Annotated in this window: 20 protein-coding genes; 14 read left to right on the forward strand and 6 right to left on the reverse strand. The window is 71.5% G+C overall.

Annotated features, from left to right (window positions below):
• The 3 genes from ACFYW8_RS06670 to ACFYW8_RS06680 all read left to right on the forward strand — a co-directional run.
• Positions 1-670 (forward strand): FG-GAP repeat domain-containing protein (locus ACFYW8_RS06670; RefSeq protein WP_389068625.1); only part of this gene is annotated, 670 nt, incomplete at its 5' end.
• Between the two features lie 368 nt (positions 671-1,038).
• Entirely contained in the window at positions 1,039-1,962 is a 924-nt protein-coding gene (locus tag ACFYW8_RS06675; RefSeq protein WP_389068626.1) for a serine hydrolase, read from the forward strand.
• 191 nt (positions 1,963-2,153) lie between these two features.
• The gene (locus ACFYW8_RS06680) at positions 2,154-5,882 is read left to right on the forward strand and encodes an ABC transporter ATP-binding protein (protein WP_389068627.1); all 3,729 of its coding nucleotides are present in this window, start codon (positions 2,154-2,156) and stop codon (positions 5,880-5,882) included.
• Here the strand turns inward: ACFYW8_RS06680 and ACFYW8_RS06685 are convergent.
• Entirely contained in the window at positions 5,866-6,342 is a 477-nt protein-coding gene (locus tag ACFYW8_RS06685; protein WP_365870066.1) for a hypothetical protein, read from the reverse strand. The two genes, ACFYW8_RS06680 and ACFYW8_RS06685, sit on opposite strands and share 17 nt — an antisense overlap.
• 184 nt (positions 6,343-6,526) lie before the next feature.
• Between ACFYW8_RS06685 and ACFYW8_RS06690 the strand changes: the two genes are divergently transcribed.
• Both ACFYW8_RS06690 and ACFYW8_RS06695 read left to right on the forward strand, forming a co-directional pair.
• Positions 6,527-6,916 (forward strand): hypothetical protein, encoded by a 390-nt coding sequence (locus ACFYW8_RS06690; RefSeq protein ID WP_389068628.1) that lies wholly within the window; start codon positions 6,527-6,529, stop codon positions 6,914-6,916.
• Between the two features lie 87 nt (positions 6,917-7,003).
• Entirely contained in the window at positions 7,004-8,500 is a 1,497-nt protein-coding gene (locus tag ACFYW8_RS06695) for a S28 family serine protease (protein ID WP_389068629.1), read from the forward strand.
• A 106-nt stretch (positions 8,501-8,606) separates the two neighbouring features.
• On the opposite strand, the gene ACFYW8_RS06700 is transcribed toward ACFYW8_RS06695, so the two are convergent.
• Entirely contained in the window at positions 8,607-10,475 is a 1,869-nt protein-coding gene (locus ACFYW8_RS06700; protein ID WP_389068630.1) for a glycoside hydrolase family 3 protein, read from the reverse strand.
• A gap of 324 nt (positions 10,476-10,799) precedes the next feature.
• Positions 10,800-11,711, reverse strand: coding sequence for a LysR family transcriptional regulator (locus ACFYW8_RS06705; protein WP_389068631.1), 912 nt, complete (start codon positions 11,709-11,711; stop codon positions 10,800-10,802).
• Positions 11,712-11,827: 116 nt separating this feature from the next.
• Here ACFYW8_RS06705 and ACFYW8_RS06710 point away from each other — a divergent pair, with 116 nt between their 5' ends.
• The 5 genes from ACFYW8_RS06710 to ACFYW8_RS06730 all read left to right on the forward strand — a co-directional run bounded on the left by ACFYW8_RS06710 (position 11,828) and on the right by ACFYW8_RS06730 (position 16,829).
• The gene (locus ACFYW8_RS06710) at positions 11,828-12,733 is read left to right on the forward strand and encodes an EamA family transporter (protein WP_389068632.1); all 906 of its coding nucleotides are present in this window, start codon (positions 11,828-11,830) and stop codon (positions 12,731-12,733) included.
• 4 nt (positions 12,734-12,737) lie between these two features.
• Positions 12,738-13,985 (forward strand): 3-phosphoshikimate 1-carboxyvinyltransferase, encoded by a 1,248-nt coding sequence (gene aroA / locus ACFYW8_RS06715; RefSeq protein ID WP_389068633.1) that lies wholly within the window; start codon positions 12,738-12,740, stop codon positions 13,983-13,985.
• A gap of 110 nt (positions 13,986-14,095) precedes the next feature.
• The gene (locus ACFYW8_RS06720; RefSeq protein ID WP_389068634.1) at positions 14,096-15,355 is read left to right on the forward strand and encodes a Gfo/Idh/MocA family protein; all 1,260 of its coding nucleotides are present in this window, start codon (positions 14,096-14,098) and stop codon (positions 15,353-15,355) included.
• Positions 15,356-15,427: 72 nt separating this feature from the next.
• On the forward strand, positions 15,428-16,072 hold the full coding sequence (locus ACFYW8_RS06725; protein ID WP_389068635.1) for a GNAT family N-acetyltransferase: 645 nt from the start codon (positions 15,428-15,430) through the stop codon (positions 16,070-16,072).
• A gap of 133 nt (positions 16,073-16,205) precedes the next feature.
• Positions 16,206-16,829 (forward strand): RBBP9/YdeN family alpha/beta hydrolase, encoded by a 624-nt coding sequence (locus ACFYW8_RS06730; protein WP_389068636.1) that lies wholly within the window; start codon positions 16,206-16,208, stop codon positions 16,827-16,829.
• Here ACFYW8_RS06730 and ACFYW8_RS06735 read toward each other — a convergent pair.
• The 3 genes from ACFYW8_RS06735 to ACFYW8_RS06745 form a co-directional block, all read right to left on the reverse strand.
• Positions 16,810-17,703, reverse strand: coding sequence for an MHYT domain-containing protein (locus ACFYW8_RS06735; protein ID WP_389068637.1), 894 nt, complete (start codon positions 17,701-17,703; stop codon positions 16,810-16,812). The genes ACFYW8_RS06730 and ACFYW8_RS06735 overlap by 20 nt on opposite strands.
• 291 nt (positions 17,704-17,994) lie before the next feature.
• Positions 17,995-18,930: a GNAT family N-acetyltransferase gene (locus ACFYW8_RS06740; protein WP_389068638.1), complete on the reverse strand. Its 936-nt coding sequence runs from the start codon at positions 18,928-18,930 to the stop codon at positions 17,995-17,997.
• Between the two features lie 478 nt (positions 18,931-19,408).
• Positions 19,409-20,488 carry a LacI family DNA-binding transcriptional regulator gene (locus tag ACFYW8_RS06745; RefSeq protein ID WP_389068639.1) on the reverse strand — a complete coding sequence of 360 codons (1,080 nt, stop codon included), beginning with the start codon at positions 20,486-20,488 and terminating at the stop codon, positions 19,409-19,411.
• Positions 20,489-20,797: 309 nt separating this feature from the next.
• On the opposite strand from ACFYW8_RS06745, the gene ACFYW8_RS06750 reads away from it, so the two are divergent.
• From ACFYW8_RS06750 to ACFYW8_RS06765, 4 genes are all read left to right on the forward strand, one after another.
• Positions 20,798-21,949 (forward strand): Gfo/Idh/MocA family protein, encoded by a 1,152-nt coding sequence (locus ACFYW8_RS06750; protein ID WP_389068640.1) that lies wholly within the window; start codon positions 20,798-20,800, stop codon positions 21,947-21,949.
• On the forward strand, positions 21,946-23,103 hold the full coding sequence (locus ACFYW8_RS06755; protein ID WP_389068641.1) for a dihydrodipicolinate synthase family protein: 1,158 nt from the start codon (positions 21,946-21,948) through the stop codon (positions 23,101-23,103). Before ACFYW8_RS06750 ends, ACFYW8_RS06755 begins: the two co-directional genes overlap by 4 nt.
• Entirely contained in the window at positions 23,100-23,930 is an 831-nt protein-coding gene (locus ACFYW8_RS06760; RefSeq protein WP_389068642.1) for a sugar phosphate isomerase/epimerase family protein, read from the forward strand. Before ACFYW8_RS06755 ends, ACFYW8_RS06760 begins: the two co-directional genes overlap by 4 nt.
• 226 nt (positions 23,931-24,156) lie before the next feature.
• Positions 24,157-26,412, forward strand: coding sequence for an ATP-dependent RecD-like DNA helicase (locus ACFYW8_RS06765; protein WP_389068643.1), 2,256 nt, complete (start codon positions 24,157-24,159; stop codon positions 26,410-26,412).
• Positions 26,413-26,544 lie beyond the last annotated feature (132 nt).

The raw sequence follows: 26,544 nt of genomic DNA on the forward strand, positions 1-26,544 counted from the left end.
TCATTCGGCGCTGTGGACCTTCACTTCCACCGGTACGGGCTTCGGCGGTCCGGTGAAGAAGTGGGACTCCGACACCGGTTCCTGGACCTGGGACAACTCCAAGCTTGTCGCGGGTGACTTCGACGGCGACGGCAAGTCCGATGTGGGCGCCCTGTACAAGTACGGCAATACCTCGGACGGTCGTGGTCATTCGGCGCTGTGGACCTTCACTTCCACCGGTACGGGCTTCGGCGGTCCGGTGAAGAAGTGGGACTCCGACACCGGTTCCTGGACCTGGGACAATTCCATGCTCGTCGCGGGTGACTTCGACGGCGACGGCAAGTCCGATGTGGGCGCCCTGTACAAGTACGGCAACACCTCGGACGGTCGTGGTCATTCGGCGCTGTGGACCTTCACTTCCACCGGTACGGGCTTCGGCGGTCCGGTGAAGAAGTGGGACTCCGACACCGGTTCCTGGACCTGGGGCAACTCCATGCTCGTCGCGGGTGACTTCGACGGCGACGGCAAGTCCGATGTGGGCGCCCTGTACAAGTACGGCAACACCTCCGATGGTCGTGGTCATTCGGCGCTGTGGACCTTCACTTCCACCGGTACGGGCTTCGGCGGTCCGGTGAAGAAGTGGGACTCCGACACCGGTTCCTGGTTCTGGGACAAGACGAAGATCGGCTGACGTCTCGACGTCTGACGCGTGACGGTGACGCGTGACGTCTGACGTCTGCGCGTGACGGTCGCCTGCGGGTGCGAGTCCAAGGAGAACACCGGCCTCCGGCCGGGTGGGCCATGAGTGGTCCACCCGGCCTGGCGGAGGCTCCGCACCCGCTCTCGGCGTGCGTCCGCCCGTCACCACCGAGTCCGGGGTTCCGTAGCCCGGGCCTCCGCACCCCGGGTTTCCGTGCCCCGGGCCTCCACGCCCGGAGTCCCCCGGATCGAACCCCCGTCCCCAGAACACCCGTACAACTTTCGGGCGCCCCCGTGAGTCATGTGAGGTGAGCGCGCCCGAGGCGCGTTCGTATCTCTTCAAGGGGATGGGAAGCCTCCATGATTCACCGGATATCCCGGCGTGCCCGTGTGCTCGCAGTGAGCCTCGGCGCCGGGGTCATCGTGCCGCTCGCGGTCGCCGCGACCCCGGCCGCCGCCGCGCCGGCGCCGACGGTCAGCTGTACGTCGGGCAAGGCCGGTCTGGCCGCCAAGCTGCAGAAGGACATCACCGCGGCGCTCGCGAACCGCAAGGGAACTGTCGCGGTCGGCCTCTACGACCGCTCGACCAACACCACCTGCACACTCCGCGCCACCACCTCGTTCGACTCGGCCAGCACGGTGAAGGTCACCGTCCTCGCCACGCTGCTGTGGGACGCGAAGAAGCACAACCGCTATCTGACGAGCACCGAGACGTCGCTCGCCACCAAGATGATCACCCAGTCGGACAACGCCTCGACCACCAAGCTGTGGAACCAGCTCGGTCTGACGAAGATCAAGGGCTTCCTCACCGCGGCGGGGATGACGAAGACCACGCCGGGCACCGGCGGCTACTGGGGTCTGACGCAGATCAACGTCACCGACGAGCAGAAGCTGCTCAAGCTCATCACCGCCAAGAACAGCGTGCTGAGCGACAGCTCCCGTGCCTACGCCCTGAAGCTCATGGGCCAGGTCATCTCCTCGCAGCGCTGGGGAACACCGGCCGGGGCGCCCTCGACCGTCGCCGTGCACGTCAAGAACGGCTGGCTCTCGCGCTCCTCGAACGCGTGGCGGGTGCACAGCCTCGGCACCTTCAACGGCGGCGGCCACGACTACATGATGTCGGTGCTCACCGTCGGCAGCAGCACGATGGACTACGGCGTCGCCACGATTCAGGGCGTCGCCAGGGCCATCCACAAGGACCTCGTTCCGGTCACCGTCAGTGCCCAGCGGTTCACGCCGACGGCGACGCCGAAGGAAGCCTTCCCGGCCGTTCCGGCGAGCTGACCGGGGCCGTACTCCCGCGTCCGTACTCCCGCGTCCGCCCGCTCGTGCTCCGTCGTCCGTCCGCTCGAAAACCGTCATCCGCCCGCCCGGCCGTCCCGCCCGGCGGGCGGATGATTGTTGCGGAGGGATGAAATCCGCTTCGCCCGGTGTTGGTGCCTTCCGGCGGAGTGAGATCTACGGAAGGTGCCGGAGTGGCGACGGAACGGGGATGGGCGCGGCGGCTCGCCGGGTACGCGTGGCGGTACCCGAAGGACGTGGTGCTCGCGCTCGGCTCCTCGCTGGGCGGCATGGCCCTCATGGCGGTGGTGCCACTGATCACCAAGGTGATCATCGACGACGTCATCGGCGGCCACAGCAGGAGCATGGGCCCCTGGGCGGGCGCGCTGCTCGGAGCCGCCGTCCTCGTCTACGTCCTCACCTACATCCGCCGCTACTACGGCGGCCGGCTCGCCCTCGACGTCCAGCACGATCTGCGCACCGACATGTACGAGACGATCACCCGGCTGGACGGGCGGCGCCAGGACGAGCTGTCCACCGGGCAGGTCGTGGGACGCGCGACCAGTGACCTCCAGCTGATCCAGGGCCTGCTCTTCATGCTCCCGATGACCATCGGGAACATCCTGCTCTTCCTGATCTCCCTCGGGATCATGGCCGCCCTCTCGCTGCCGCTCACCCTGGTCGCCCTGGCCGTCGCCCCGGCCCTCTGGTTCGTCGCCAAGCGCAGCCGCTCCAAGCTGCACCCGGCCACCTGGTACGCGCAGGCCCAGGCCGCCGCCGTGGCGGGTGTCGTCGACGGCGCCGTCAGCGGCGTCCGCGTGGTGAAGGGCTTCGGCCAGGAGGACCAGGAGACCGGCAAACTGCGCGAGGTCGGGCGGCGGCTCTTCGCGGGCCGGCTGCGGACCATCCGGCTCAACGCCAAGTACACCCCGGCCCTCCAGGCGGTGCCCGCCCTCGGCCAGGTCGCGATGCTCGCGCTCGGCGGCTGGCTGGCCGTGCGCGGCCAGATCACGCTGGGCACCTTCGTGGCGTTCTCCACCTACCTCGCGCAGCTCGTCGGGCCGGTACGGATGCTGGCCGTCGTCCTCACGGTCGGACAGCAGGCCCGCGCCGGCGCCGAGCGGGTCCTCGAACTGATCGACACCGAGCCGTCGATCAAGGACGGCACCAAGACCCTGCCGGCCGACGCGCCCGCCACCGTCGAGTTCGACGACGTGTCCTTCGGCTACGCGGAGGGCCGGCCGGTCCTGGACGGACTGAGCTTCGAGATCCGGCCCGGCGAGACCCTCGCCGTCGTCGGGTCGTCCGGCTCCGGCAAGTCGACGGTCTCGCTGCTGCTGCCCCGCTTCTACGACGTGACGCACGGCGCCGTCCTCATCGGCGGGCACGACGTCCGCGAGCTCACCACCGAGTCCCTGCGCGCCGCGATCGGGCTCGTCCCCGAGGACTCCTTCCTCTTCTCCGACACCGTGCGCGCCAACATCGCCTACGGCCGCCCCGACGCCACCCAGGACGAGATCGAGACCGCGGCGCGCGCCGCCCAGGCGGACCGTTTCATCGCGGAGCTGTCAGGCGGCTACGACACCAAGGTCGGCGAGCACGGCCTCACCCTCTCCGGAGGCCAGCGCCAGCGTGTCGCACTGGCCCGCGCCATCCTCACCGACCCGAGGCTGCTCGTCCTCGACGACGCCACCTCCGCGGTGGACGCCCGGGTCGAGCACGAGATCCACGAGGCTCTCAAGCACGTCATGCAGGGCCGCACGACCCTGCTGATCGCGCACCGCCGCTCCACTCTCAACCTCGCCGACCGCATCGCCGTCCTCGACGGCGGCAGGCTCGCCGACATCGGCACCCACGAGGAGCTCCAGGACCGCTCCGCGCTCTACCGGCGGCTCCTCACCGACCCCGACGAGCTGGGCGGCGTGTCCCCGGGACACGCCCTGCCGGCGGCACCGCCCGAGGACACCTCCGTACGCGACGAACTGGACGCCGAGTTCGACGCCGAGCGCGGGGTGACCCCGCGCCTGTGGTCCGGGGACCGCGAGCCCAGGGACAACGCGCTCGAAGGAATGCCCGCCACCCCCGGACTCCTCGCCCAGGTCGGGGCGCTGCCCCCGGCCGCCGACGTCCCGGACGTCGACGAGGCCCGCGCGGTCGGGGCCGAGGACTCCTACGGACTGCGCAGACTGCTGCGCGGCTTCGGGGCCCCGCTGCTCATCAGCCTCGCGCTGGTCGCCGTCGACGCTGTGATGACGCTGCTGCTGCCCATCCTGATCCGGCACGGCATCGACCAGGGCGTCACCCGGCTCGCGCTCGGCGCGGTGTGGGCGGCGGCCGCGCTCGCGCTGGTCACCGTGCTCGTGCAGTGGGCGGCACAGATCGGCGAGACCCGGATGACGGGCCGTACCGGCGAGCGGGTCCTGTACGCGCTGCGCCTGAAGATCTTCGCGCAGCTCCAGCGCCTCGGGCTCGACTACTACGAGCGGGAGCTCACGGGCCGGATCATGACCCGGATGACGACCGACGTCGACGCACTCTCGACGTTCCTGCAGACCGGGCTCGTCACCGCGTTCGTCTCCGTCGTCACCTTCTTCGGCATCATGGTCGCCCTGCTGGTGATCGACGTACAGCTCGCCCTGGTCGTCTTCGTGACGCTCCCGCCGCTCGTCATCGGCACGTTCTTCTTCCGCCGGGCGAGCGTCAAGGCGTACGAACTGGCCCGCGAGCGGGTGTCGCTGGTCAACGCCGATCTCCAGGAGTCGGTGTCCGGGCTGCGGATCCTCCAGGCGTTCCGGCGCGAGGACGCGAGCGCGCGGCGGTTCACCGAGGGCAGCGACAGCTACCGCAGGGCCCGGATCCGCGGGCAGTGGCTGATCTCCGTCTACTTCCCGTTCGTCCAACTGCTGGCCTCGGGGGCCGCGGCCGCCGTGCTGGTCGTGGGCGCCCACCGGATCGACTCCGGCACGCTCACCACCGGCGCGCTGGTCGCCTACCTCCTCTACATCGACCTGTTCTTCGCGCCCGTGCAGCAGCTCTCGCAGGTCTTCGACGGCTATCAGCAGGCCACCGTCTCGCTGGGCCGCATCCAGGAACTCCTCCGGGAGCCGACCTCGACCAGGGCCGCCGCCGAGCCGCTGGCGGTGCCCTCGCTGCGGGGCGAGATCGCGTTCGAGGACGTCGACTTCGCGTACGGACCGGCGGACGAGGCCGAAGAGGCGCTCAGCGCGGTGTCGTTGCGGATCCCCGCCGGGCAGACGGTCGCCTTCGTCGGCGAGACCGGCGCGGGCAAGTCGACGCTCGTGAAGCTGGTCGCGCGGTTCTACGACCCGACGGGCGGGCGGGTGACGGTCGACGGCCTGGATCTGCGCGACCTCGACATCACCGCCTACCGGCACCGGCTCGGTGTCGTCCCCCAGGAGGCCTATCTCTTCCAGGGGACCGTGCGCGACGCCATCGCCTACGGCCGCCCCGGCGCCGGGGACGCCGAGGTGGAGGCCGCCGCCCGTGCGGTCGGCGCGCACGACATGATCGCCACACTGGAGGGCGGCTACCTCCACGAGGTCGCCGAGCGCGGCCGCAACCTCTCGGCGGGCCAGCGCCAGTTGATCGCGCTGGCCCGTGCGGAGCTGGTCGATCCGGACGTGCTGCTCCTCGACGAGGCGACGGCCTCGCTGGACCTGGGGACGGAGGCCCTGGTCAACCAGGCCACCGACCGGCTGGCGGGCCGCCGTACGACGCTGGTGGTCGCCCACCGGCTGACGACGGCCGCCCGCGCCGACCGGGTCGTGGTCATGGACCACGGCCGTGTCACCGAGGACGGCACCCACGACGAACTGCTCCGCCTCGACGGCCGTTACGCCGCGCTGTGGCGGACCTTCGTGGGTTCCCCGGAGCCCGAGGAGCCCGTCAGCTCCTCGGCTTGATGTCGGAGATCTTCTTCGTCGCCAGATCCGACTGCACCGTCAGATAGGTGTACGTCGGGTGCTGCGCGGAGCCCCAGGTCAGCCGGACCGTCGACCAGGTGTGCCCGGCGCCGCTGTCGCCCGGCGTCACCTTCCAGGCACTCGGCACGTCCTGGGCGCGCAGCACCCCGTCGGCGTGCTGCCGGTGCTCCCAGCCGTTCAGCCGGGTTCGGAGCCCCGGGGTCAGGTAGAAGGAGCGCAGCTGGGTGCTGAGCCGGCCGGAACCCGTGTCGGTCACCGCGTCGATGTAGGCGCCGTAGAAGTCGGCCACGCGGTCGTAGGCGGGACCGTTGCTCCCGCCGCGGGCGGGCGCTGGAGCGGTGGAACTCGCGACGGCCGGCACCGAGGCGCCGGCGGTGATCAGAAGGGCCGCGGCGACGAGTGCGCGGCTGGTGGTGCGGGATGACTTGATGCCGGACATGGACTACCGCCTTTCGTTTTCTGACCAGTTGGACACCGGGTAAAGAGGCACGGTTGCCCTGAAAAAGGAAAAAACCTCGCACGGGTGAGGCGGGGCCGGCAGTGATGTCGTAGCGGTACGCAACCATCCGCCGTATGTCCTGCGTCCGTACACCAGTACGCTGATTGCCGCAGGAGGGACGACAGTGGACAGTGGTGCGATACGTCGACGGCTGGCGCTCGGCCTTGCGGTGCTGACCGCGTCCGGACTGCTCGCGCTCATGAGTTCGGGCAGCGCCCAGGCGGCCCCCTCCTCCTGCTCCGGCCGCAAGGTCCGCACACTGCCCTTCACGACCGGTTCCGTGCAGGTGTACAGGCGCGGTGGCTACGTCTGCGCCGTGACCTTCCCCGATGCGCGGGGTTCCCGCAGGCGAATGACCGTCAGCGTGCAGGCGCGCGGCGGCCGGCCGGTCATGAACTCCGGGCGCTTCGAACATCACGCGGGCCCGGTGACCCTGTACGCGGGCCATCGCTGCGTCCGGATCAAGGGCTCGGTCGGTTCGGGATCGGTGAGTTCCGGCTGGATCCTCTGCTGAGCCGTACATGACCCAAGAACCCCTGGTGTCACGGGAGTTGCTCCGTTAGGTTCCGGCGGACATCCGCGTAATCCCAGGGGAGGGTGCATGCGCAAGGCGTTCAGATGGCTGCTCGCGCTCACGGTGCTCATAGGCACGCTGAGCACGGCCGGGGCGGCCACCGCTGCCCCCAAGCTCTCGGCTTCGCTCGAGCAGGGGGGACCCCCATCGCCGGAGGCCAACGGCACCACCGGCAGGACAGGCACGATCGACGGGGACATCCTGGAGCGGCTTCTCGCGATCCCGGGCATGAGCCTGATCCAGGAGAAGCCGTACACCGGCTACCGCTTCTTCGTCCTGAACTACACGCAGCCGATCGACCACCGACACCCGTCCAGGGGCACGTTCCAGCAGCGCATCACCGTGCTGCACAAGGACACCGCGCGCCCGACGGTGTTCTACACCGGCGGCTACAACGTCTCCACCACTCCGAGCCGCCGCGAGCCGACCCAGATCGTGGACGGCAACCAGGTCTCCATGGAGTACCGCTTCTTCACTCCGTCCCGGCCCGACCCCGCAGACTGGTCCAAGCTCGACATCTGGCAGGCGGCCAGCGACCAGCACCGCGTCTTCCAGGCCCTCAAGCCGGTCTACGGCAAGAAGTGGATCTCCACCGGCGGCTCGAAGGGCGGCATGACCGCCACGTACTACGAGCGCTTCTATCCGCGCGACATGGACGGCGTCGTCGCCTACGTCGCGCCCAACGACGTGGTGAACGACGAGGACTCGGCGTACGACCGCTTCTTCGCGGGTGTCGGCACCAAGGAGTGCCGCGACAAGCTGGACGCCGTGCAGCGCGAGGCCCTCGTGCGCCGCGAGCCGCTGGAGGAGAAGTACGCCGCGTACGCCGCGGACAACGGCTACACCTTCACCACGATCGGCAGCCTCGACAAGGCGTACGAGGCTGTCGTGCTCGACTACGTGTGGGGCTTTTGGCAGTACAGCCTGCTGAAGGACTGCGACGCGATCCCGGCGGACGCCGCCCACGCGAGCGACGACGACATCTGGAACTCCGTCGACACCATCTCCGGCTTCTCCGCCTACACCGACCAGGGCCTGGAGACGTACACCCCGTACTACTACCAGGCGGGCACCCAACTGGGCGCGCCCACCATCCACTTCCCGTACATCGAGAAGAAGTACATCCGCTACGGCTACCAGCCCCCGCGCAACTTCGTGCCGCGCGCCGTCCCGATGCGGTTCCAGCCCTCGGCGATGCGTGACGTGGACGGCTGGGTCCGCCACCACGCGCACCACATGCTGTTCGTCTACGGCCAGAACGACCCCTGGGGCGCCGAGCGGTTCCGTCTCGGCTCCGGGGCGCGCGACGCCTACGTCTTCACGGCCCCGGGCCTCAACCACGGCGCCAACGTCGCGGGGCTCGTCGCCGACGAGAAGGCCCTCGCCACCGCCCGCATCCTCGACTGGGCGGGCGTCGCCTCCGCGACCGTCCGGGCGGACCCGTCGGCGGCCCGGCCGCTCGCACGGTTCGACGCGAAGCTGGACCACCGTGACACCGAACGGGACATGACCCTGCGCCCCTGACCGGATCAGGGCCGCGCCCGCCCGCGTTCACACGGGCGGGCGCGGCCCACCGTCCCTCTTCCGGGCTCGCGCGCACCGGCGCGGTGCCCGGGCGGGCCGCGTACCGCTAGTACCTCAGCCCGAACCCGATCGGATACAGAACCTGCGTCGGGTCGTCCGCTCGCCGGACGGCCACCGGCAGCCTGCCCCGCGGGTCCACCCGGCCGGCGATCACCCGGGCGGCGGCGCGCACTTCGACGTCGGTCCAGGAATACGACGCCAGGCAGCCGCCGACCCCGGGGAGCAGGGCGATGTCGTACGGGTTGCGGATGGCCACGGCGATCACCGGGACACCCGTGGCGAGCAGACGCTCGACCAGGGTCTTCTGGGACCCGGTCGCCGTCAGGTTGTACGTCAGGGCGACCACCGCGTCCGCGTCGGCCGCCGCCGTGACGGCCTTGGCGATCGTCGCCGCCGAGGGTGCCGTACCCGTGGACAGAGCCGTCGCCGTGAAGCCCAGCCCGGTCAGCGCCCCGGCGAGAACGGTGGTGGGCGGCCCGTCGGACAGCGAAGGAGAGGCGGGATCGGCGCCCACCACCAGCACCCTCGGGGTGCGCCGCCGGGACAGCGGGAGCAGCCCCTCCTTGTTGACCAGCAACGTGGTGGTGCGCTCGGCGATCCGGTCGGCCGCCCTCAGATGCGAGGGGATGCCGACCACCCGGTCGACGCCCGCGTCGCGGACGTAGGGGTCGCTCAGCAGCCCGTGCTTCGCCTTGAGCCGCAGGATGCGCAGGATCGATTCGTCGAGGCGGGCCTCGGTGAGCTCGCCGCCGCGTACGGCGTTCAGCACCGCGTTCCACGCGACGCTCAGGTCGGGCGGGTTCAGGAGCTGGTCGACGCCGGCCTTGAGGGCGAGGACGGGGACGCGGTCGTCGCCGTACTTGGTCCGGACGCCCTCCATGCCCAGCGAGTCCGTCACCACGACGCCGTCGTAGCCCAGTTCGCCGCGCAGGATGCCGGTGAGGATCGGGTGGGAGAGGGTGGCGGGATCGCCGGCCGGGTCGAGCGCCGGGACCATGATGTGCGCGGTCATGATCGAGTCGATGCCGGCGCGGATCGCCGCCCGGAAGGGCACCGCGTCGAGCGCCGACCACAGCTCGCGGCTGTGGGTGATGACGGGGAATCCGAAGTGGCTGTCGACCGCGGTGTCGCCGTGGCCGGGGAAGTGCTTGGCCGTGGCCGCGACGCCGGAGCTCTGGTACCCCTTCACCTCGGCGGCCACCAGGCCCGCCACCGCGTCCGGGTCGGCGCCGAAGGAGCGGACGCCGATCACCGGGTTGGCCGGGTTGACGTTCACGTCGGCGTCGGGGGAGTAGTCCTGGCTGATGCCGATCGCGCGCAGTTCGGCGCCGCTGATGCGGCCCACCGTCCGGGCGTCGGCCCGCGAGCCGCCCGCGCCCAGGGCCATGGCGCCCGGGAACAGCGTCGCGGGCTTGCCCACCCGAGCCACTATCCCGTGTTCCTGGTCGGTGGAGATCAGCAGCGGCAGCCCGCGCGGCTGCTCAAGCGAGGCCCGCTGGATCCCGTTCGACAGATCGGCGATCTGGTGCGGATCGCGGGTGTTGTGCGCCCAGGCGAAGTAGATGATGCCGCCGACGCGGTACTCGGCGATCAGTTCGGCGGCCGTGCGGACGCCGATCTCCTTGAGGTTGGCGTCGATGTCGGCCTGGTCGGGGGCGGTGGCCGAATGGCCGTACACCCGCATGACGAAGAGCTGGCCGACCTTCTCCTCCAGTGTCATACGGGAGATCAGGGCGCGCAGTGCCTTGTCGGCGCCCGGCCGGGCGCCGGCCGCGTGGGCGCGGGGACCGGCGGCCAGCGCGGCGGTGACGCCCGCCGTGGCGGCGAGAACCGTACGCCGGGAGGGTCTTGACGGTCTGTCCGGCTCGGCCGGTCCGGACGGTCTTGCGGTGCTTCCCGTGCTGGAGTCGCGCACAAGCGCTCCTTCCCTCGTGAAGGAAACTTCCGAGGAGTCACGAATATCCGGGAAGTTTCTTCCAGTCAAGGCTGTGCACAGTATCCGGGAAGGGGCCGTCACCGGCGCAGTTGGAGGGGGGCGCGCCGGTGACGGCGTGCCGCCGGCCGCGGGCGGCGGAGAGGATCGGCCGGCGATCGAGGTCGGCGGCGAAGCCGACACCGCACCGCGGAGACCCGTCCGGCAGCACGCGGATGTGACGAAGCGGCAGGGGCCCGGGTTCCCGGGATCCGGCGGAACGCCGCAGGTCGGTGCGGGTGGGGTGGATGAGGTGCCCGGTCCCGCTCAACCGCGTGCCGCGACCGCCGGCCAGTGCGCCCGGAGGGTGCGGACCGTCTCGGCGATGGCCGGCCGGCGCGCGGCCCCCGAGCGCCACAGCGCGTACAGCCGGCGGACGGGCAGCGGGTCGAGCGGTACCTCCACCACCCCCTCGGGAAGGGTGCCGCGGCCGAGGCGCGGGATGAGGGCGACGCCCAGCCCGGCGGCGACGAGGGCGACGAGGGTGGGGTTCTCGTCGGCCTGGTGGACGATGTCCGGCTCGCAGCCCGCCTCGCGCAGGGTGCGTACGAGCCAGTCGTGGCAGACCCGTCCCGGCGGCTGGCAGATCCAGCGCTGGCCGCCCAGGTCCTCCCGCCGTACGGCGGCTCGTCCGGCGAAGGGGTGCCCGGCGGGGACGAGCAGATCGCACAGGTCGTCCCCGATCACCGCCTGCTCCACTCCCGGCGGGGCGGGCAGCGGGGCGATGTCCCAGTCGTGCGCGACGGCCAGGTCGACCGCGCCCTTGGCGACCAGGTCGACCGACAGATGCGGGTCGATCTCGGTCAGCCGGGTGTCCAGGGCCGGGTGCCGGCCGGCCAGATCGGCCAGGACGGCGGGCAGCAGACCGCGGGCCGCCGAGGCGAACGCGGCCACCGTCAGCCGCCCCGCCGGCAGCCCCCGGCGCTCCTCCAGCTCGGTCTCCGCCCGCTCCACGATCACCATCAACTCCTGCGCGGTGGCCGCGAGTTGTTCGGCCTGCTCGGTGAGTCTGACACCCCGTCCGCGCCGTTCCAGCAGGACGGTCCTGGTCTCCCGCTCCAGTTTCGCGATCTGCTGGGACACGGCGGACGGGGTGTAACCGAGGGCGGCCGCGGCGGCGCCGACCGTGCCGTGTACCGAGACGGCGTGCAGGGCGCGCAGGCGCTGGAGATCGAGCATGGGGGCCTCCCGGGGCGCGGTTTCGCTCGCGCTCCAGCTTACGTAAGCATCGCTTCATCCATCCCTGCAGATATTCGCGCTGGTGCTACACGGTGGGGGCGTCCGATGCTCGACGCATGCGACCCACCCACATCAGCCTCGCCGTTCTCGTCACCGCCGTCTGGGGTGTGAACTTCACCGTCATCGAGGTCGGACTCGACCACTTCCCGCCCCTGCTCTTCTCGGCCCTGCGCTTCCTGGTGGCAGCCCTGCCCGCCGTCTTCTTCGTAGGCCGCCCCAAGGTGGCCTGGAAATGGATCGTGGCGGTCGGACTCGCCCTCGGCGTCGCGAAGTTCGGACTGCTGTTCATCGGCATGGACGCCGGGATGCCCGCCGGACTGTCGTCCCTGGTGATACAGGTCCAGGCCGTCTTCACCGCGATCCTCGCCTTCGTCTTCCTCGGCGAACGGCCCACCCGCGTCCGGCTGGCGGGCATGGCGGTGGCCCTGTGCGGAGTGGGGCTGGCCGCCGTCGACGAGGGCACGACCGGTCCGCTCGGGGCCTTCGCCCTGGTCATCACGGCGGCGGCCTGCTGGGGCCTGTCCAACGTCCTCACCCGCAAGGCGTCCCCGCCCGACCCGCTGAACTTCATGGTGTGGGTGAGCACCGTCCCCGTCCTCCCCCTGCTCGGTCTCTCCCTGCTCACCGAGGGCCCGTCCCGCGACCTCGACGCCCTGCGCGCCCTGGACTGGCAGGGCGCGGCCGTGGTCGGTTACGTCGCCTGGGTCACGACCGTCTTCGGCTTCGGCGCCTGGGGCTGGCTGCTGCACCGGCACCCCGCGTCCACCGTCGCGCCCTTCTCGCTGCTCGTCCCGGTCTTCGGGATGTCGTCGGCGGCGCTGTTCCTGCACGAGTCGATCAGCCCGCTGCGCTGGGCGGCGGCGGCCCTGCTGGTCGGCGGGGTGGCGCTCACCTCGCTGACGCCACGCAAGGTCCAGTCGGCGGACGTTCCGGCGCCGGAACGGGCCGGGGCGCCAGCATGACCCCATGGCCGTCGTCGACATCCCCGGTTCCAAGTCCATCACCGCCCGCGCGCTCTTCCTGGCAGCGGCGGCCGACGGGGTCACCCGCCTCGTCCGCCCGCTCCGCTCGGACGACACCGAGGGCTTCGCGGAGGGCCTGACCAGGCTCGGCTACCGCGTCGGCCGGACCCCGGACAGCTGGCACATCGACGGCCGTCCGCAGGGTCCGGCGGTGTCGCGGGCCGACGTGTACTGCCGGGACGGCGCCACCACGGCCCGTTTCCTGCCGACGCTCGTCGCCGCGGGCCACGGCACCTACCGCTTCGACGCCTCCGCCCAGATGCGCAGGCGCCCGCTGGGCCCCCTGTCGAAGGCGCTGCGCGACCTGGGCGTGGACCTGCGGCACGAGGAGGCGGAGGGCCACCACCCGCTGCGCATCGAGGCGTCAGGGGTGGAGGGCGGCACGGTCACCCTCGACGCCGGCCAGTCGTCCCAGTACCTCACCGCCCTGCTCCTGCTCGGCCCGCTGACCCGCAAGGGCCTGCGCGTCGAGGTCACCGACCTCGTCTCCGCCCCGTACGTCGGGATCACCCTCGCGATGATGCGCGCGTTCGGGGCGGACGTACGGGTGGAGGGCGACGTCTTCGAGGTGGCGCCCGGCGGCTACCGGGCCACCACCTACCCCGTCGAGCCCGACGCCTCCACCGCGAGCTACTTCTTCGCGGCGGCCGCCCTGACCGGCCGGGAGGTCACCGTCCACGGCCTCGGCGCGCGGGCGCTCCAGGGCGACCTCGGCTTCGTGGACGTCCTGCGCCGGATGGGCGCGCACGTGGAGACCGGGCCCGACCGCACGACCGTGCGGGGCACCGGTGAACTGCGCGGCCTCACCGTCAACATGCGGGACATCTCCGACACCATGCCGACGCTCGCGGCCATCGCGCCCTTCGCCACCGGTCCGGTCCGCATCGAGGACGTCGCGAACACCCGGGTCAAGGAGTGCGACCGTCTTGAGGCCTGCGCCGAGAACCTCCGGCGGCTCGGCGTCCGGGTGGAGACCGGCCCCGACTGGATCGAGATCCACCCGGGCGTCCCGTCCCCGGCCGAGATCAGGACGTACGGAGACCACCGCGTCGTCATGGCCTTCGCGGTGACCTCGCTGCGCACCCCGGGCATCGGCTTCGACGACCCGGGATGCGTGCGCAAGACGTTCCCGGCCTTCCACGAGGTGTTCGGGGCGTGGGCCGCCGCCGGAGCGGCCGGGGAGGACGGCTGAGCCCGAGCGGTGAGCGCCGCGGGCGTCTTGTCGCGGGGGCCCGTGGCGGTTAACTTCCCGACGGACAGCGCCAACCGCGTCTGCGACCCGACTGGGAAAGCGGTCCTCAGATGTCTTCCGTCGCCTCCGTTGTCACACTCGCCGTCGTCGGTGCCGGAGACCGGGGCACCGGCCACGCGCGCTGGGCCCTGAACCGTCCGGACCGGGCCCAGGTGGTGGCCGTGGCCGAACCGCGGGAGACCCGGCGGCGCCGGTTCGCGGCCGCCCACGCCCTGGAGCCGGACGCGGCGGTGGACGACTGGCGGGTGCTGGCCGCCCGGGGCCGGATCGCGGACGCCGTGCTGATCTGCACCCTCGACCGCGAACACCTGGAACCGGTACTGGAGTTCGCGGCCCTCGGCTACCACATCCTGCTGGAGAAGCCGATGGCCCTGACCGAGGACGAGTGCCGGCGGATCGTCGACGCGGTGGAGAAGGCAGGGGTGATCCTCGCGGTCGGGCACGTCCTGCGCTACACCTGGTACACCCGCGCCGTGAAGGAGGTCGTGGACTCCGGCCGGATCGGGGACGTCGTCAACGTCCAGCACCTGGAACCCGTCGGCTTCTGGCACCAGGCCCACTCCTTCGTCCGCGGCAACTGGGGCCGTACGGACCGGGCGACGTCCATGCTGATGGCCAAGTCCTGCCACGACCTTGACTGGTTGCAGTACGTCCTCGGACAACCTCCCGTCCGTGTCTCCAGTTTCGGACGCCTCTCGCACTTCCGGCCCGAGAACAGGCCCGAGGGCGCGGCCGACCGCTGCCTGGACTGCGCGGTGGAGAACACCTGCCCCTACTCCGCCCGGCGTGAGTACGGCGACCGGCTCGCCCGCGGCGAACACCACTGGCCGCTCAGCGTGCTGCTCGACGACTTCACCCCCGGGGCGCTGGAGACCGCTCTGCGCGAGGGCCCGTACGGGCGCTGCGTGTACGCCTGCGACAACGACGTGGTCGACCACCAGGTGGTGTCGATGGAGTTCGCCTCCGGGGCCACCGCCACGTTCACCATGACCGCCTTCACCGAACAGGCCGACCGGCAGACCCGGATCTTCGGGACGCGCGGCGAACTGCGCGGCGACGGCGGGAGTCTGAGCGTCTACGACTTCCTGACCCGCACCGAGGAGGCCGTCGACCTCGCCGTCGCGGGCGCCATGGACGCGGCGGGCGGCCACGGGGGAGGCGACGCCGGCCTGATGGACGCGTTCGTCGCCGCCGTCGCCACCGGGAACCCCGACCTGGTGAAGTCCGGCCCGCGGGAGTCCCTCACCAGCCATCTCACCGTCCTGGCCGCCGAACGTGCCCGGCACGCGGGCACCGTCGAGGACGTATAACCGCTGGACACGTGCCGTCCGGACGGCATAGGAATCGCAGCGGACACATTCGGGCGGCGAAGGGTGCGGGGCGTGGGTTTCCAGATGAAGGGGCCGGTACTGGAAGGCGAGTTGGTACGGCTGGAGCCGCTCGGACACCGGCACGCGGCGGACCTCGCCGAAGCCGCGGAGGAACACCGGGACTCCTACGCGTTCACCTGGGTCCCCCGGGCCGACCAGGTCGAGGACTACGTCGACGCACAGCTCGCCCGCGCCGCGACGGGCATGCTCGCCCCCTACGCCCAGGTGTCCCTGGCCTCCGGACGGGCGGTCGGCGCCACGGCGTACTGGGAGCCGCGGTGCTGGCTCACGGACGACCGGATCGACGCCGTCGAGGTCGGGTTCACCTGGCTCGCGTCCTCCGCGCAGGGCACGGGCCTGAACGCCGAGTCGAAGCTCCTGCTCTTCCGGCACGCCTTCGAGGAGTGGCGCGTCTCCCGCGTGGACCTGAAGACCGACGCCCGCAACTCCCGCTCCCGCGCCGCGATCGAGCGTGCCGGGGCCCGCTTTGAAGGCGTCCTGCGCAACTGGTCCCGCTCCTGGGCGCCGGGCGAGGACGGCCTGCTGCGCGACTCCGCGATCTATTCGGTGACGGCGGCGGAATGGCCCGAGTGCCGGGACCGGTTGGCCGCGAGGGTGCGCGGAGCGACCCGCGCCGCCGCGGAGACCGCCCGCTAGAGAGCCCCGGGGCGACACCCCGCCGCGGCGCTCACCCGGCCGGGTCGGCTGTCCTGGCGCGCGGTTCCGTCCACCCGGTCCACCACGCAAGACCGACTGGACCGAAAGGCCGGCGATCGGAAACGATCAACTCATGACCTCGTACGACATCGACGGCACCGACGGCATCGCCGAAGCCCCGCGCGCCTTCCTGATCCTGCACGGCTGGCAGAACCACCGCCCGGAGGGCCACTGGCAGCACTGGCTCGCCGGTCGGCTCGGCGAGCTGGGTCAGCGGGTCGTCTATCCGCAGCTGCCGGACCCCGACGACCCGGACCTGGACGTGTGGCTGGCGGAAGTGGCCCGCCATCTGGACGCGTTGGACGGCGCCGAGCGCGTGGTCGTCGCCCACAGCGCCTCGGCCGTGCTGTGGCTGCACGCCGCCGCGCGCGGGCTGCCGGGCCTGGCCGGCGTCGACAGGGTGCTGCTCGTCGCCCCGCCGTCCGCCTCCGTCCTCGCGGGGCTGCCGCAGATCGCCGGGTTCGCCCTGGCCGAGCTGGACTTCACGCTTCCGGGGCACACCCGGCTGGTCGCGGGCGACGGCGACCCGTACTGCCCCGAGGGTGCCGACACGGTCTACGGCGACCCGCTGGGCGTACCGGCCCGGATCCTGCCGGGAGCCGGGCACCTCGACATGGACGCGGGCTACGGTCCGTGGCCCGCCGTGCTGGAGTGGTGCCTCGACGGGACGGTGGAGCTCACCGCCCGCGCGGGGTAGTGCGCCGCCCCGCCCGCTGGTCCCGGGGGTCGAAGAGCGAGCTGGTGTGCGGGGGGTGCGCGGGGCGCTCGGGGAGGGCGGCCGTGGCGCGGCGCCGACGCGGGGTGGCCCGGCTCCAGTCCCCGTCGCCGAGGACGAGCTGGGGGTCGAACATGACCACCACTCCGGCCAGGATCAGGAAGACGACCGGTCCGATGAGCATGGGGAGCAGGACCGAGGCCGGCGACGCGTCGCCGTTCATCCCGGTGATGTAGGAGGCGTCGGTCGCGCCGTGCAGGCGCACTCCGAGGGCGGCCATGCCGGTGTAGTGCATGCCGGTCAGGGCGACGCCCATGAGGAGACTCGCGCCGAGGGCGGCGAGGAAGCCCCGGTACGAGGCGGCGGCCCACAGGGCGGCGGTCGCCGCGGCGACCGCGATCAGCACGGAGGCCCCGACCGTGAGCGAGTCGTACTCGAGGGACCCGTTCAGGTGGATCGCCGCCATGCCCACGTAGTGCATCGCGGCTACGCCGAGCCCCGTGAAGATCCCGGCGGCGGTCAGAGTGGTGGCGGTGGCTCCGCGGTATCCCACGGCGAAGACTCCGACGCCGACCACCGCGACCGCCACGACGAGGCTGAGAACCGTGAGTCCCGCGTCGTAGTCGATCTGGATCCCCTGGATCCGGAAGCCGACCATCGCGACGAAGTGCATGGTCCAGATGCCGCAGCCGATCGTCGCCGCCCCGAGGGCCAGCCAACCGGGCTTCCACGACTGCCGGTTGTTCAGGGAACGGACGACGCAGCGCAGCCCCAGAGCGCTGCCCAGACAGGCGATGAGGTAGGAGGCCACGGGAGTCACCACCCCGTATCCGAAGCCGTCCACGGTGCCTTGCATATATGCCAACTCCCCCTGAGAACGGGCCACTTGGTGGGAGTACGGTCTCGTATCAAGGTTGCGTGAGCAGTCACGTACGGTAGGTATTTGAGTTAACTCTGTGATGCGGTTTCGCTCAGCGGGCGGACGGGCTGTTCACCAGTCGAGACCGCCAGATCCTTCCCGCGCCTCGGCGGACCTCCTCCCGCGCCCCTGGCGGACGTCGGCCCGAACCCGCCCGTGGACGCCCGCCCAGTCCCCTCGGCGGGCATCCGGTCCGCGTCACTCCGGTCCGTGTCGCCCCGGTCCGTGTCACTCCGGTCCGGCGCGCAGGTCCAGCCGCCAGTCCTGGCCCACCAGATCCGCCCCGAAGGACCGGTGCGGTTTCTCGGCGACCAGGACGAAGCCGTGACGCTGGTAGACGCGGCGCGCGGCGGCCAGGATGTCGTTGGTCCACAGGACGAGGTCGTGATAGCCGACACCGCGCGCGAAGTCGATGACGGCCCCGACGAGACGGTCGCCGATGCCGAGCCCGCGCGTCTCCGGCTCGACGATCAGCAGTCGGAGGCGGGCCGTGCCGGGAGCGTCGTCCCGTACGCACATCACGCATCCGACGGGCCGCCCGTCGAGCTCGGCGATCCACACCCGCTCCAGGTGGGGGTCGTGATCCTCGGCGAAGTCGGCGACGATCCTCGCGACCAGACCCTCGTAGTCGGCGTTCCAGCCGTACTCGGCCGCGTACAGCGCCGCGTTGCGCTGCACGATCCAGCCGAGGTCGCCGGGGCCCGGTTCGCGCAGGACGACATCCTCGCGGCGGGGCGCGGCCCGCCCGTCGCCCAGGAGTGTCCGCACCGTTCGCATCGCCTCCGCGAGCCGTGGCCGGTCGGCGGGGGCCACGGTCGCCAGCTGCGAAGCCACGGTCTGGCGCGCCCGCTCGTCGAGCAGACCGGCGGCCTCCCTGCCGGGCCCGGTGAGTGTGATCCGGCGACGCCGGGGGTCCTTCTCGGACGCGGCGCGCTCGACCAGCCCGTCCTGCTCGAACTTGTTCAGAATCCGGCTCAGATAGCCGGAGTCCAGCGAGAGTTCGGCCCGGAGATCGGCGGCGTCGGTCTGGGGCGTGTGCGCCAGCTCGTAGAGGACGCGGGACTCGGTCAGCGTGTACGGCGCGTAGAGATGGCGGCCGTAGTCGAGCGCGCCGATGACGTTCGTGTAGAAGCGGTTGAAGGAACGGATGTCCTGAATGGTCATGATCGGCCCCGGAGGTCGGCTCAGGATGGTCGCGGTGGCCTGCTCTGCCCGGATAGCTGACTCAGTCAGAGAAGCAACTGCCCCGAGCATAGAACGCCCCACATCGAGCCGCCTATCCCCCAGCACCCTCCTTCCGCGCCGCTCTCGCCGCGCAACGGTGATCGGCCCCGGGTGTCGGGGGCAGCCCGGCGAGGAGAGGCCGGTCTCGGGGTGCCTGGGAACGGAGTCCGGCCGGGGTGTTCCGGCAACGGTGATCGGCCCTGGGTGTCGGGGGTGTTCGGGCGAGGGGAGTCCGGCCGGGGTGTCCCGACAACGGTGATCGGCCCCGGGTGTCCGGGGCAGCCCGGCGAGGAGAGGCCGGTCTCGGGGTGCCTGGGAACGGAGTCCGGCCGGGTTGTCCCGACAAGGAGTCCGGCCCGGGTTCTCCCGGAAACGGTGATCATCTCCCGGTGTCCCGGGGCGCCCCGGCGAGGGAAGGTCAGCCCCGGGGTGCCCCGGGAAAGGAGAGGTCGGCCCGGGGAACCCCGGTGGACCCCCGCACCATCAGCTCCCCCCGCACCGTCGCGATCCCGCCCGGCGGCGGCTCCTCGCGGCCCATGGCGATCCGCCCGGCGCGGGCGCCCGCCTCGGAGAGCGGCAGGCGTACGGTCGTGAGGGCGGGTACGGCGTCGATGCTGAACGGCAGATCGTCGAAGCCCGCGACGGACACGTCGTCCGGGATGCGCAGCCCGGAGTCGCGCAGGGCGGCGCACGCGCCCAGCGCCACGGTGTCGTTCGCGGCGACGACGGCCGTCAACGAGGGGTCGCGGCGCAGGAGTTCGAGCGTCGCCTCGTAACCGGCGCGGCGGTCGTAGCGGCCGTGCACGGTACGCCTGGGGTCGTCCCCGATGCCGTGGGCGTCGAGCGCGGCGCGGTGCCCCTCCAGCCGGTGACGGGTCGTCGTGCGTTCCTCGGGGCCCGCGATGTAGCCGAGCCACCGGTGGCCGAGTCCGATCAGATGCTCGGTGAGCTGCTTGCCGCCGCCGCGGTTGTCGAAGGTCAGCGCGATCGCATCGGGTGCCTCGGGCGCGGGCGGCCGCCCGCACAGCACGACCCGGGTGCCCGCCTCCGCCAGTCTGCGCAGCTTCGCCGCCACGGCGCCGGCGTGGGCGGTGTCCTCTATGGCGCCGCCGGTGAGCACGACCGCGGCCGCGCGTTGGCGCTGAAGGAGCGTGAGATAGGTGAGTTCGCGCTCGGGGGAGCCGCCGGTGTTGCAGACGACCCCGAGCCGCTCCCCGCCCGCGCGCCCCCCGGGACCGCCGATCTCCGACTGGATCGCGGCCGCCATGATCCCGAAGAAGGGGTCGGCGATGTCGTTGACCAGGATGCCGACGAGGTCGGAGGTCGCCGCGGCCAGCGAGCTCGCGGGACCGTTCAGCACATAGTCCAGCTCGTCCACCGCGCGCAGTACCCGCTCACGGGTGGAGGAGGCCACGGGATAGTTCCCGTTCAGCACGCGCGACACCGTCGCGGGAGAGACCTGCGCGCGGGCCGCCACGTCCGCCAGGGTCACCGTCATCTCGTCGTCCTCCGGTCGCGCGTCTCGTCGTACCACTTCGTACGTGTCGTACGTCGTCGTGCCTGGTCATGCCTCGTCGTACGGCGTCGAACACGGAGCCGAAGGCCGGGTACGCCGCTTCCTGTGGGCAGGGTCCGTGCAGACCATACGGCCAACGGCCCCCGTTGTTCGCCCCCTCGAACAACTCGACTTCACGGTGGTCTTGTCCGGACCGCTGCAGAGAGGCTAGCTTCTCAACGGATAGAAAGCGCTTGCTGCCACGCTCACCTGTGAGCGCGCTCGGCGCCTGACGCGTACGAAGGGAATGACGTGACACGCAAGACGGTGCGGATCGCCATGAACGGCGTGACGGGACGCATGGGCTACCGCCAGCATCTGGTCCGCTCGATCCTCGCCCTGCGCGACCAGGGCGGTCTCGACCTCGGCGACGGCACCGTGCTGTGGCCCGAGCCCGTCCTCGTCGGCCGCCGGGAGCACGCCGTGAAGGCGCTCGCCGAGCGGCACGGCCTCGACCACTGGTCGACGGACCTGGACGCGGTCCTCGCCGACCCGTCCGTCGACCTCTACTTCGACGCCCAGGTGACGTCCGCACGCGAGGAGGCCCTTCGCAAGGCCGTCGCCGCGGGCAAGCACATCTACACCGAGAAGCCCACCGCCACGGGTTTCGACGGAGCTCTCGACCTGGCCCGCCTCGCGCACGCCGCCGGCGTCAAGCACGGCGTCGTGCAGGACAAGCTCTTCCTCCCCGGCCTGCTCAAGCTGAAGCGGCTCGTCGACGGCGGCTTCTTCGGGCGGATCCTGTCCGTCCGCGGGGAGTTCGGCTACTGGGTCTTCGAGGGCGACTGGCAGCGGGCCCAGCGGCCCTCCTGGAACTACCGCGCCGAGGACGGCGGCGGCATCGTCGTCGACATGTTCCCGCACTGGGAGTACGTCCTGCACGAGCTGTTCGGCCGGGTCACCTCGGTGCAGGCGCTCACCGCCACCCACATCCCGCAGCGCTGGGACGAGCGCGACAAGCCGTACGACGCCACGGCCGACGACGCCGCCTACGGCATCTTCGAGCTGGAGGGCGGCGCGGTCGCCCAGATCAACTCCTCCTGGGCCGTGCGCGTCAACCGTGACGAACTGGTCGAGTTCCAGGTCGACGGCACGGAGGGATCGGCCGTCGCCGGGCTGCGCAACTGCCGTGTCCAGCACCGCGGTTCCACCCCCAAGCCGGTCTGGAACCCGGACATCGCGGCCACCTACTCCTTCCGCGACCAGTGGCAGGAGGTTCCCGACAACGCCGAGTTCGACAACGGGTTCAAGGCCCAGTGGGAGCTGTTCCTGCGGCACGTCTACGCCGACGCCCCCTACCGCTGGGACCTCCTCGCAGGCGCCCGCGGCGTCCAACTCGCCGAGCTGGGCCTGAAGTCCTCGGCCGAGGGCCGCCGCCTCGACGTGCCGGAGATTTCGCTGTGACCATCCGACTCCCCGGCACCGACGGCCGGTTGCGGACCTACGAACCGCGCACCGACCCCCTCGCCCTCCTCCCCGCCGGCGAACCCCTCGCCTCCCGCACGGTCTTCTCGGCCGCGCATGTCGTCGCCGACCCGTACGCGGACGTCTCGCCCGATACGCCCGCCGCCGTCGACTGGGACGCCACGCTCGCCTTCCGGCGCCATCTGTGGTCGCACGGCCTCGGTGTCGCCGAGGCGATGGACACCGCCCAGCGGGGGATGGGCCTGGACTGGGCCGGGGCGGCCGAGCTCGTGCGCCGGTCCTCCGCCGAGGCCAGGGCCGTCGGCGGCGCGATCGCCTGCGGTGTCGGAACGGACCAGCTCACCGGCCCGGCCACCCTCCACGAGGTGCGGGCCGCCTACGAGGAACAGCTCGCCCTCGTCGAGGAGTCGGGCGCGCGGGCGATCCTGATGGCCTCCCGCGCGCTCGCCGCGACCGCCGCCGGACCCGAGGACTACCTCGACGTCTACGGCCACCTCCTGCGCCAGGCCGCCGACCCGGTGATCCTGCACTGGCTGGGCCCGATGTTCGACCCGGCCCTGGAGGGCTACTGGGGCCACGGCGACCTGGACGCGGCCACGGAGGTGTTCCTGGAGGTGATCGCCGCCCACCCCGACAAGGTGGACGGCGTCAAGGTCTCCCTGCTGGACGCCCGCAGGGAGGTCGAACTGCGCCGCCGACTGCCGGACGGCGTCCGCTGCTACACCGGCGACGACTTCAACTACCCCGAGCTGATCGCGGGCGACGAACGCGGCTTCAGTCACGCGCTGCTCGGCATCTTCGATCCGCTCGGCCCCCTCGCCGCGCGGGCCGTACGGGTCCTGGACACCGGTGACGTCAAGGGCTTCCGCGAACTCCTCGACCCCACGGTCGAGTTGTCCCGGCACCTCTTCCAGCCCCCGACCCGCTTCTACAAGACCGGCGTCGTCCTGCTGGCCTGGCTCGCGGGCCACCAGGAGCACTTCGCGATGGTGGGCGGCCTCCAGTCGGCGCGCTCACTGCCGCACCTCGCCCGCGCCTACGAACTGGCCGACGGACTGGGCCTGTTCCCGAACCCCGAACGCGCCGAGACCCGGATGAAGACCCTGCTCGCCCTGTACGGAGTGACCGCATGAGCAGCCTGGCCCGCTTCTCCGTCAACCAGATGACGGTCAAACAGCTGTCGATGCCCGAACTGGTCGAAGCCTGCCTGGAGACGGGGATCCCGGGCGTCGGCCTCTGGCGTGAACCCGTGCGGTCCTACGGCCTCGACGCCACCGCGAGACTCGTCCACGACGCGGGTCTGGCCGTCACCACCCTGTGCCGGGGCGGCTTCCTCACCGCGATCGACCCGGGAGAGCGCAAGCTCGCCCTGGACGACAACCGGGCGGCCGTCGACGAGGCCGCGACGCTCGGAACCGACACCCTCGTCCTGGTCTCCGGCGGCCTGCCGCCCGGCTCGAAGGACCTGCGCGGCGCCCGTGAGCGCATCGCCGACGCGCTCGGCGAACTGGGCCCGTACGCCGCCTCCCGCGGCGTACGGCTGGCCGTCGAACCGCTCCACCCCATGTACGCGGCCGACCGCTGCGTGGTCTCCACGCTCGCCCAGGCGCTGGACCTCGCGGAGCGCTTCCCCGCCGACCAGGTGGGCGTCACCGTCGACACGTACCACCTCTGGTGGGACGACACGGCCCCCGCCCAGGTCGTCCGCGCCGGGGCCGGGGGCCGCATCCACGCCTTCCAGCTCGCCGACTGGACCACCCCGCTTCCCGAGGGCGTCCTCAACGGCCGCGGCCAGCTCGGCGACGGCTCGATCGACTTCCGCGCCTGGCGGGGCATGGTCGAGGCGGCGGGTTACACGGGACCCGTCGAGGTCGAACTCTTCAACGACGGGCTGTGGGCCCGGGGCGGGCGCGAGGTGCTGGCGGAGACGGTGGGACGGTTCCTGGAGCACGCCGGATAAAAAATCTTCGGAAGTCCGTGCAACCCTTCCGCGGCCTCGTGGGTCGTACGTGGCATCAGGACCTTTGGAGGGGGGATCCGGGGGGATCGCGGGGGTTCTGACACGGAGGGGAAAGCCGAGGGGCCCGGTCGAAGGACCGGGCCCCTCGAAATTTTCCGCGGGCCCCCGAGGGGTGAGTTGTCCACAGTGCCACGGCGCTGTCGGAGGCGGGCGGTACCTTCGGATCATGACCGATCAGGCGGGGGCCGCCCAGACGGGTGAGCGGCGACTGGCCACGCTGGAAGGCGTGCTCGAACGCATCACGTACGCCAACGAGGAGAACGGATACACGGTCGCCCGGGTCGACACCGGCCGCGGAGCCGGCGATCTGCTCACCGTCGTCGGCTCGCTTCTCGGCGCCCAGGTCGGCGAGTCCCTGCGCATGGAGGGCCGCTGGGGCTCTCATTCGCAGTACGGCAAGCAGTTCACCGTGGAGAACTACACGACGGTGCTCCCGGCCACCGTCCAGGGCATCCGCCGCTATCTCGGCTCCGGCCTGGTCAAGGGCATCGGCCCGGTCTTCGCCGACCGCATCACCCAGCACTTCGGCCTTGACACCCTGCGGATCATCGAGGAGGAGCCGAAGCGGCTCATCGAGGTCCCGGGACTCGGCCCCAAGCGCACCGGGAGGATCGCCGACGCCTGGGAGGAGCAGAAGGCGATCAAGGAGGTCATGCTCTTCCTCCAGACCGTCGAGGTGTCCACCTCCATCGCGGTCCGCATCTACAAGAAGTACGGCGACGCGTCGATCTCGGTCGTGAAGAACCAGCCCTACCGCCTGGCGTCCGACGTCTGGGGCATCGGCTTCCTCACCGCCGACAAGATCGCCCAGTCCGTCGGCATCCCGCACGACAGCCCGGAGCGCGTCAAGGCCGGCCTTCAGTACGCCCTGTCGCAGTCCACCGACCAGGGCCACTGCTACCTCCCCGAGGAGCGGCTGATCGCGGACGCGGTGAAGCTGCTCCAGGTCGACACGGGCCTGGTCATCGAGTGCCTGGCCGAGCTGGCGGCGCCCGCGGAGGAGGGCGAGGACCCCGGTGTCGTACGGGAGAGGGTTCCGGGCCCGGAAGGCGGCGACCCGGTGACGGCCGTCTACCTCGTCCCGTTCCACCGCGCCGAACTCTCGCTCTCCGCGCAGCTGCTGCGCCTGCTGCGCACCGACCGGGACCGGATGCCCGGCTTCCACGACGTGGTCTGGGACAAGGCGCTGACCTGGCTGAAGGGGCGTACGGGCGCGGAGCTGGCCCCCGAGCAGGAGGCGGCGGTCCGGCTCGCGCTCACCGAGAAGGTCGCCGTGCTCACCGGAGGTCCGGGCTGCGGCAAGTCGTTCACGGTCCGCTCGATCGTGGAGCTGGCCCGCGCCAAGGGGGCCAAGGTGGTTCTCGCCGCGCCCACCGGCCGGGCCGCCAAGCGTCTCGCCGAGCTCACCGGAGCCGAGGCCTCCACGGTGCACCGGCTCCTGGAGCTCAAGCCGGGCGGCGACGCGGCCTATGACAGGGACCGCCCGCTGGACGCCGACCTGGTCGTCGTCGACGAGGCCTCCATGCTCGACCTGCTGCTCGCCAACAAGCTGGTCAAGGCGGTTCCCCCGGGCGCCCACCTGCTCTTCGTCGGCGATGTCGACCAGCTGCCGAGCGTCGGCGCGGGCGAGGTGCTGCGCGATCTGCTCGCCGACCGGGGCCCGGTCCCGGCGGTGCGTCTCACCAAGGTCTTCCGCCAGGCCCAGCAGTCCGGGGTGGTCACCAACGCGCACCGGATCAACTCCGGGCAGCACCCGCTCACCGACGGCATGAAGGACTTCTTCCTGTTCGTCGAGGACGACACCGAGGAGGCCGGGCGGCTCACCGTCGACGTGGCGGCCCGGCGGATTCCGGCCAAATTCGGTCTGGACCCCCGCCGGGACATCCAGGTCCTCGCGCCCATGCACCGGGGACCGGCCGGCGCGGGTCACCTGAACGGACTGCTCCAGCAGGCCATCACCCCCGGCCGTCCGGACCTCGCCGAGAAGCGGCTCGGCGGCCGGGTCTTCCGGGTCGGCGACAAGGTCACCCAGATCCGCAACAACTACGACAAGGGTGAGAACGGCGTCTTCAACGGCACCGTGGGCGTCGTCACCTCCCTCGATCCGGTCGAACAGCGCCTGACGGTGCGCACGGACGAGGACGAGGAGGTGCCGTACGACTTCGACGAACTCGACGAGCTGGCCCACGCCTACGCGGTGACCATCCACCGTTCCCAGGGCAGCGAGTACCCGGCGGTGGTGATCCCGGTGACCACGGGCGCCTGGATGATGCTTCAGCGCAATCTGCTCTACACGGCGGTCACCCGGGCGAAGAAGCTGGTCGTCCTCGTCGGTTCGCGCAAGGCGATAGGCCAGGCGGTGCGTACGGTGTCGGCGGGACGCCGGTGCACGGCCCTGGACTTCCGGCTGTCCGGCTCGTGAACCACCCCCTCCTCGCGAGGCGAACCGGCCCGTTCGGGCGCTGAACGGGGCCTTTCGGGCGCGGCGCGCGGGCCGTCACAAAAAATGATCGATCAAACGAGTCATGAAGGTCACAGAGCACTTCCGGTTGCG

This window comes from Streptomyces sp. NPDC002742 (assembly GCF_042888885.1).
Taxonomy (GTDB): Bacteria; Actinomycetota; Actinomycetes; order Streptomycetales; family Streptomycetaceae; genus Streptomyces.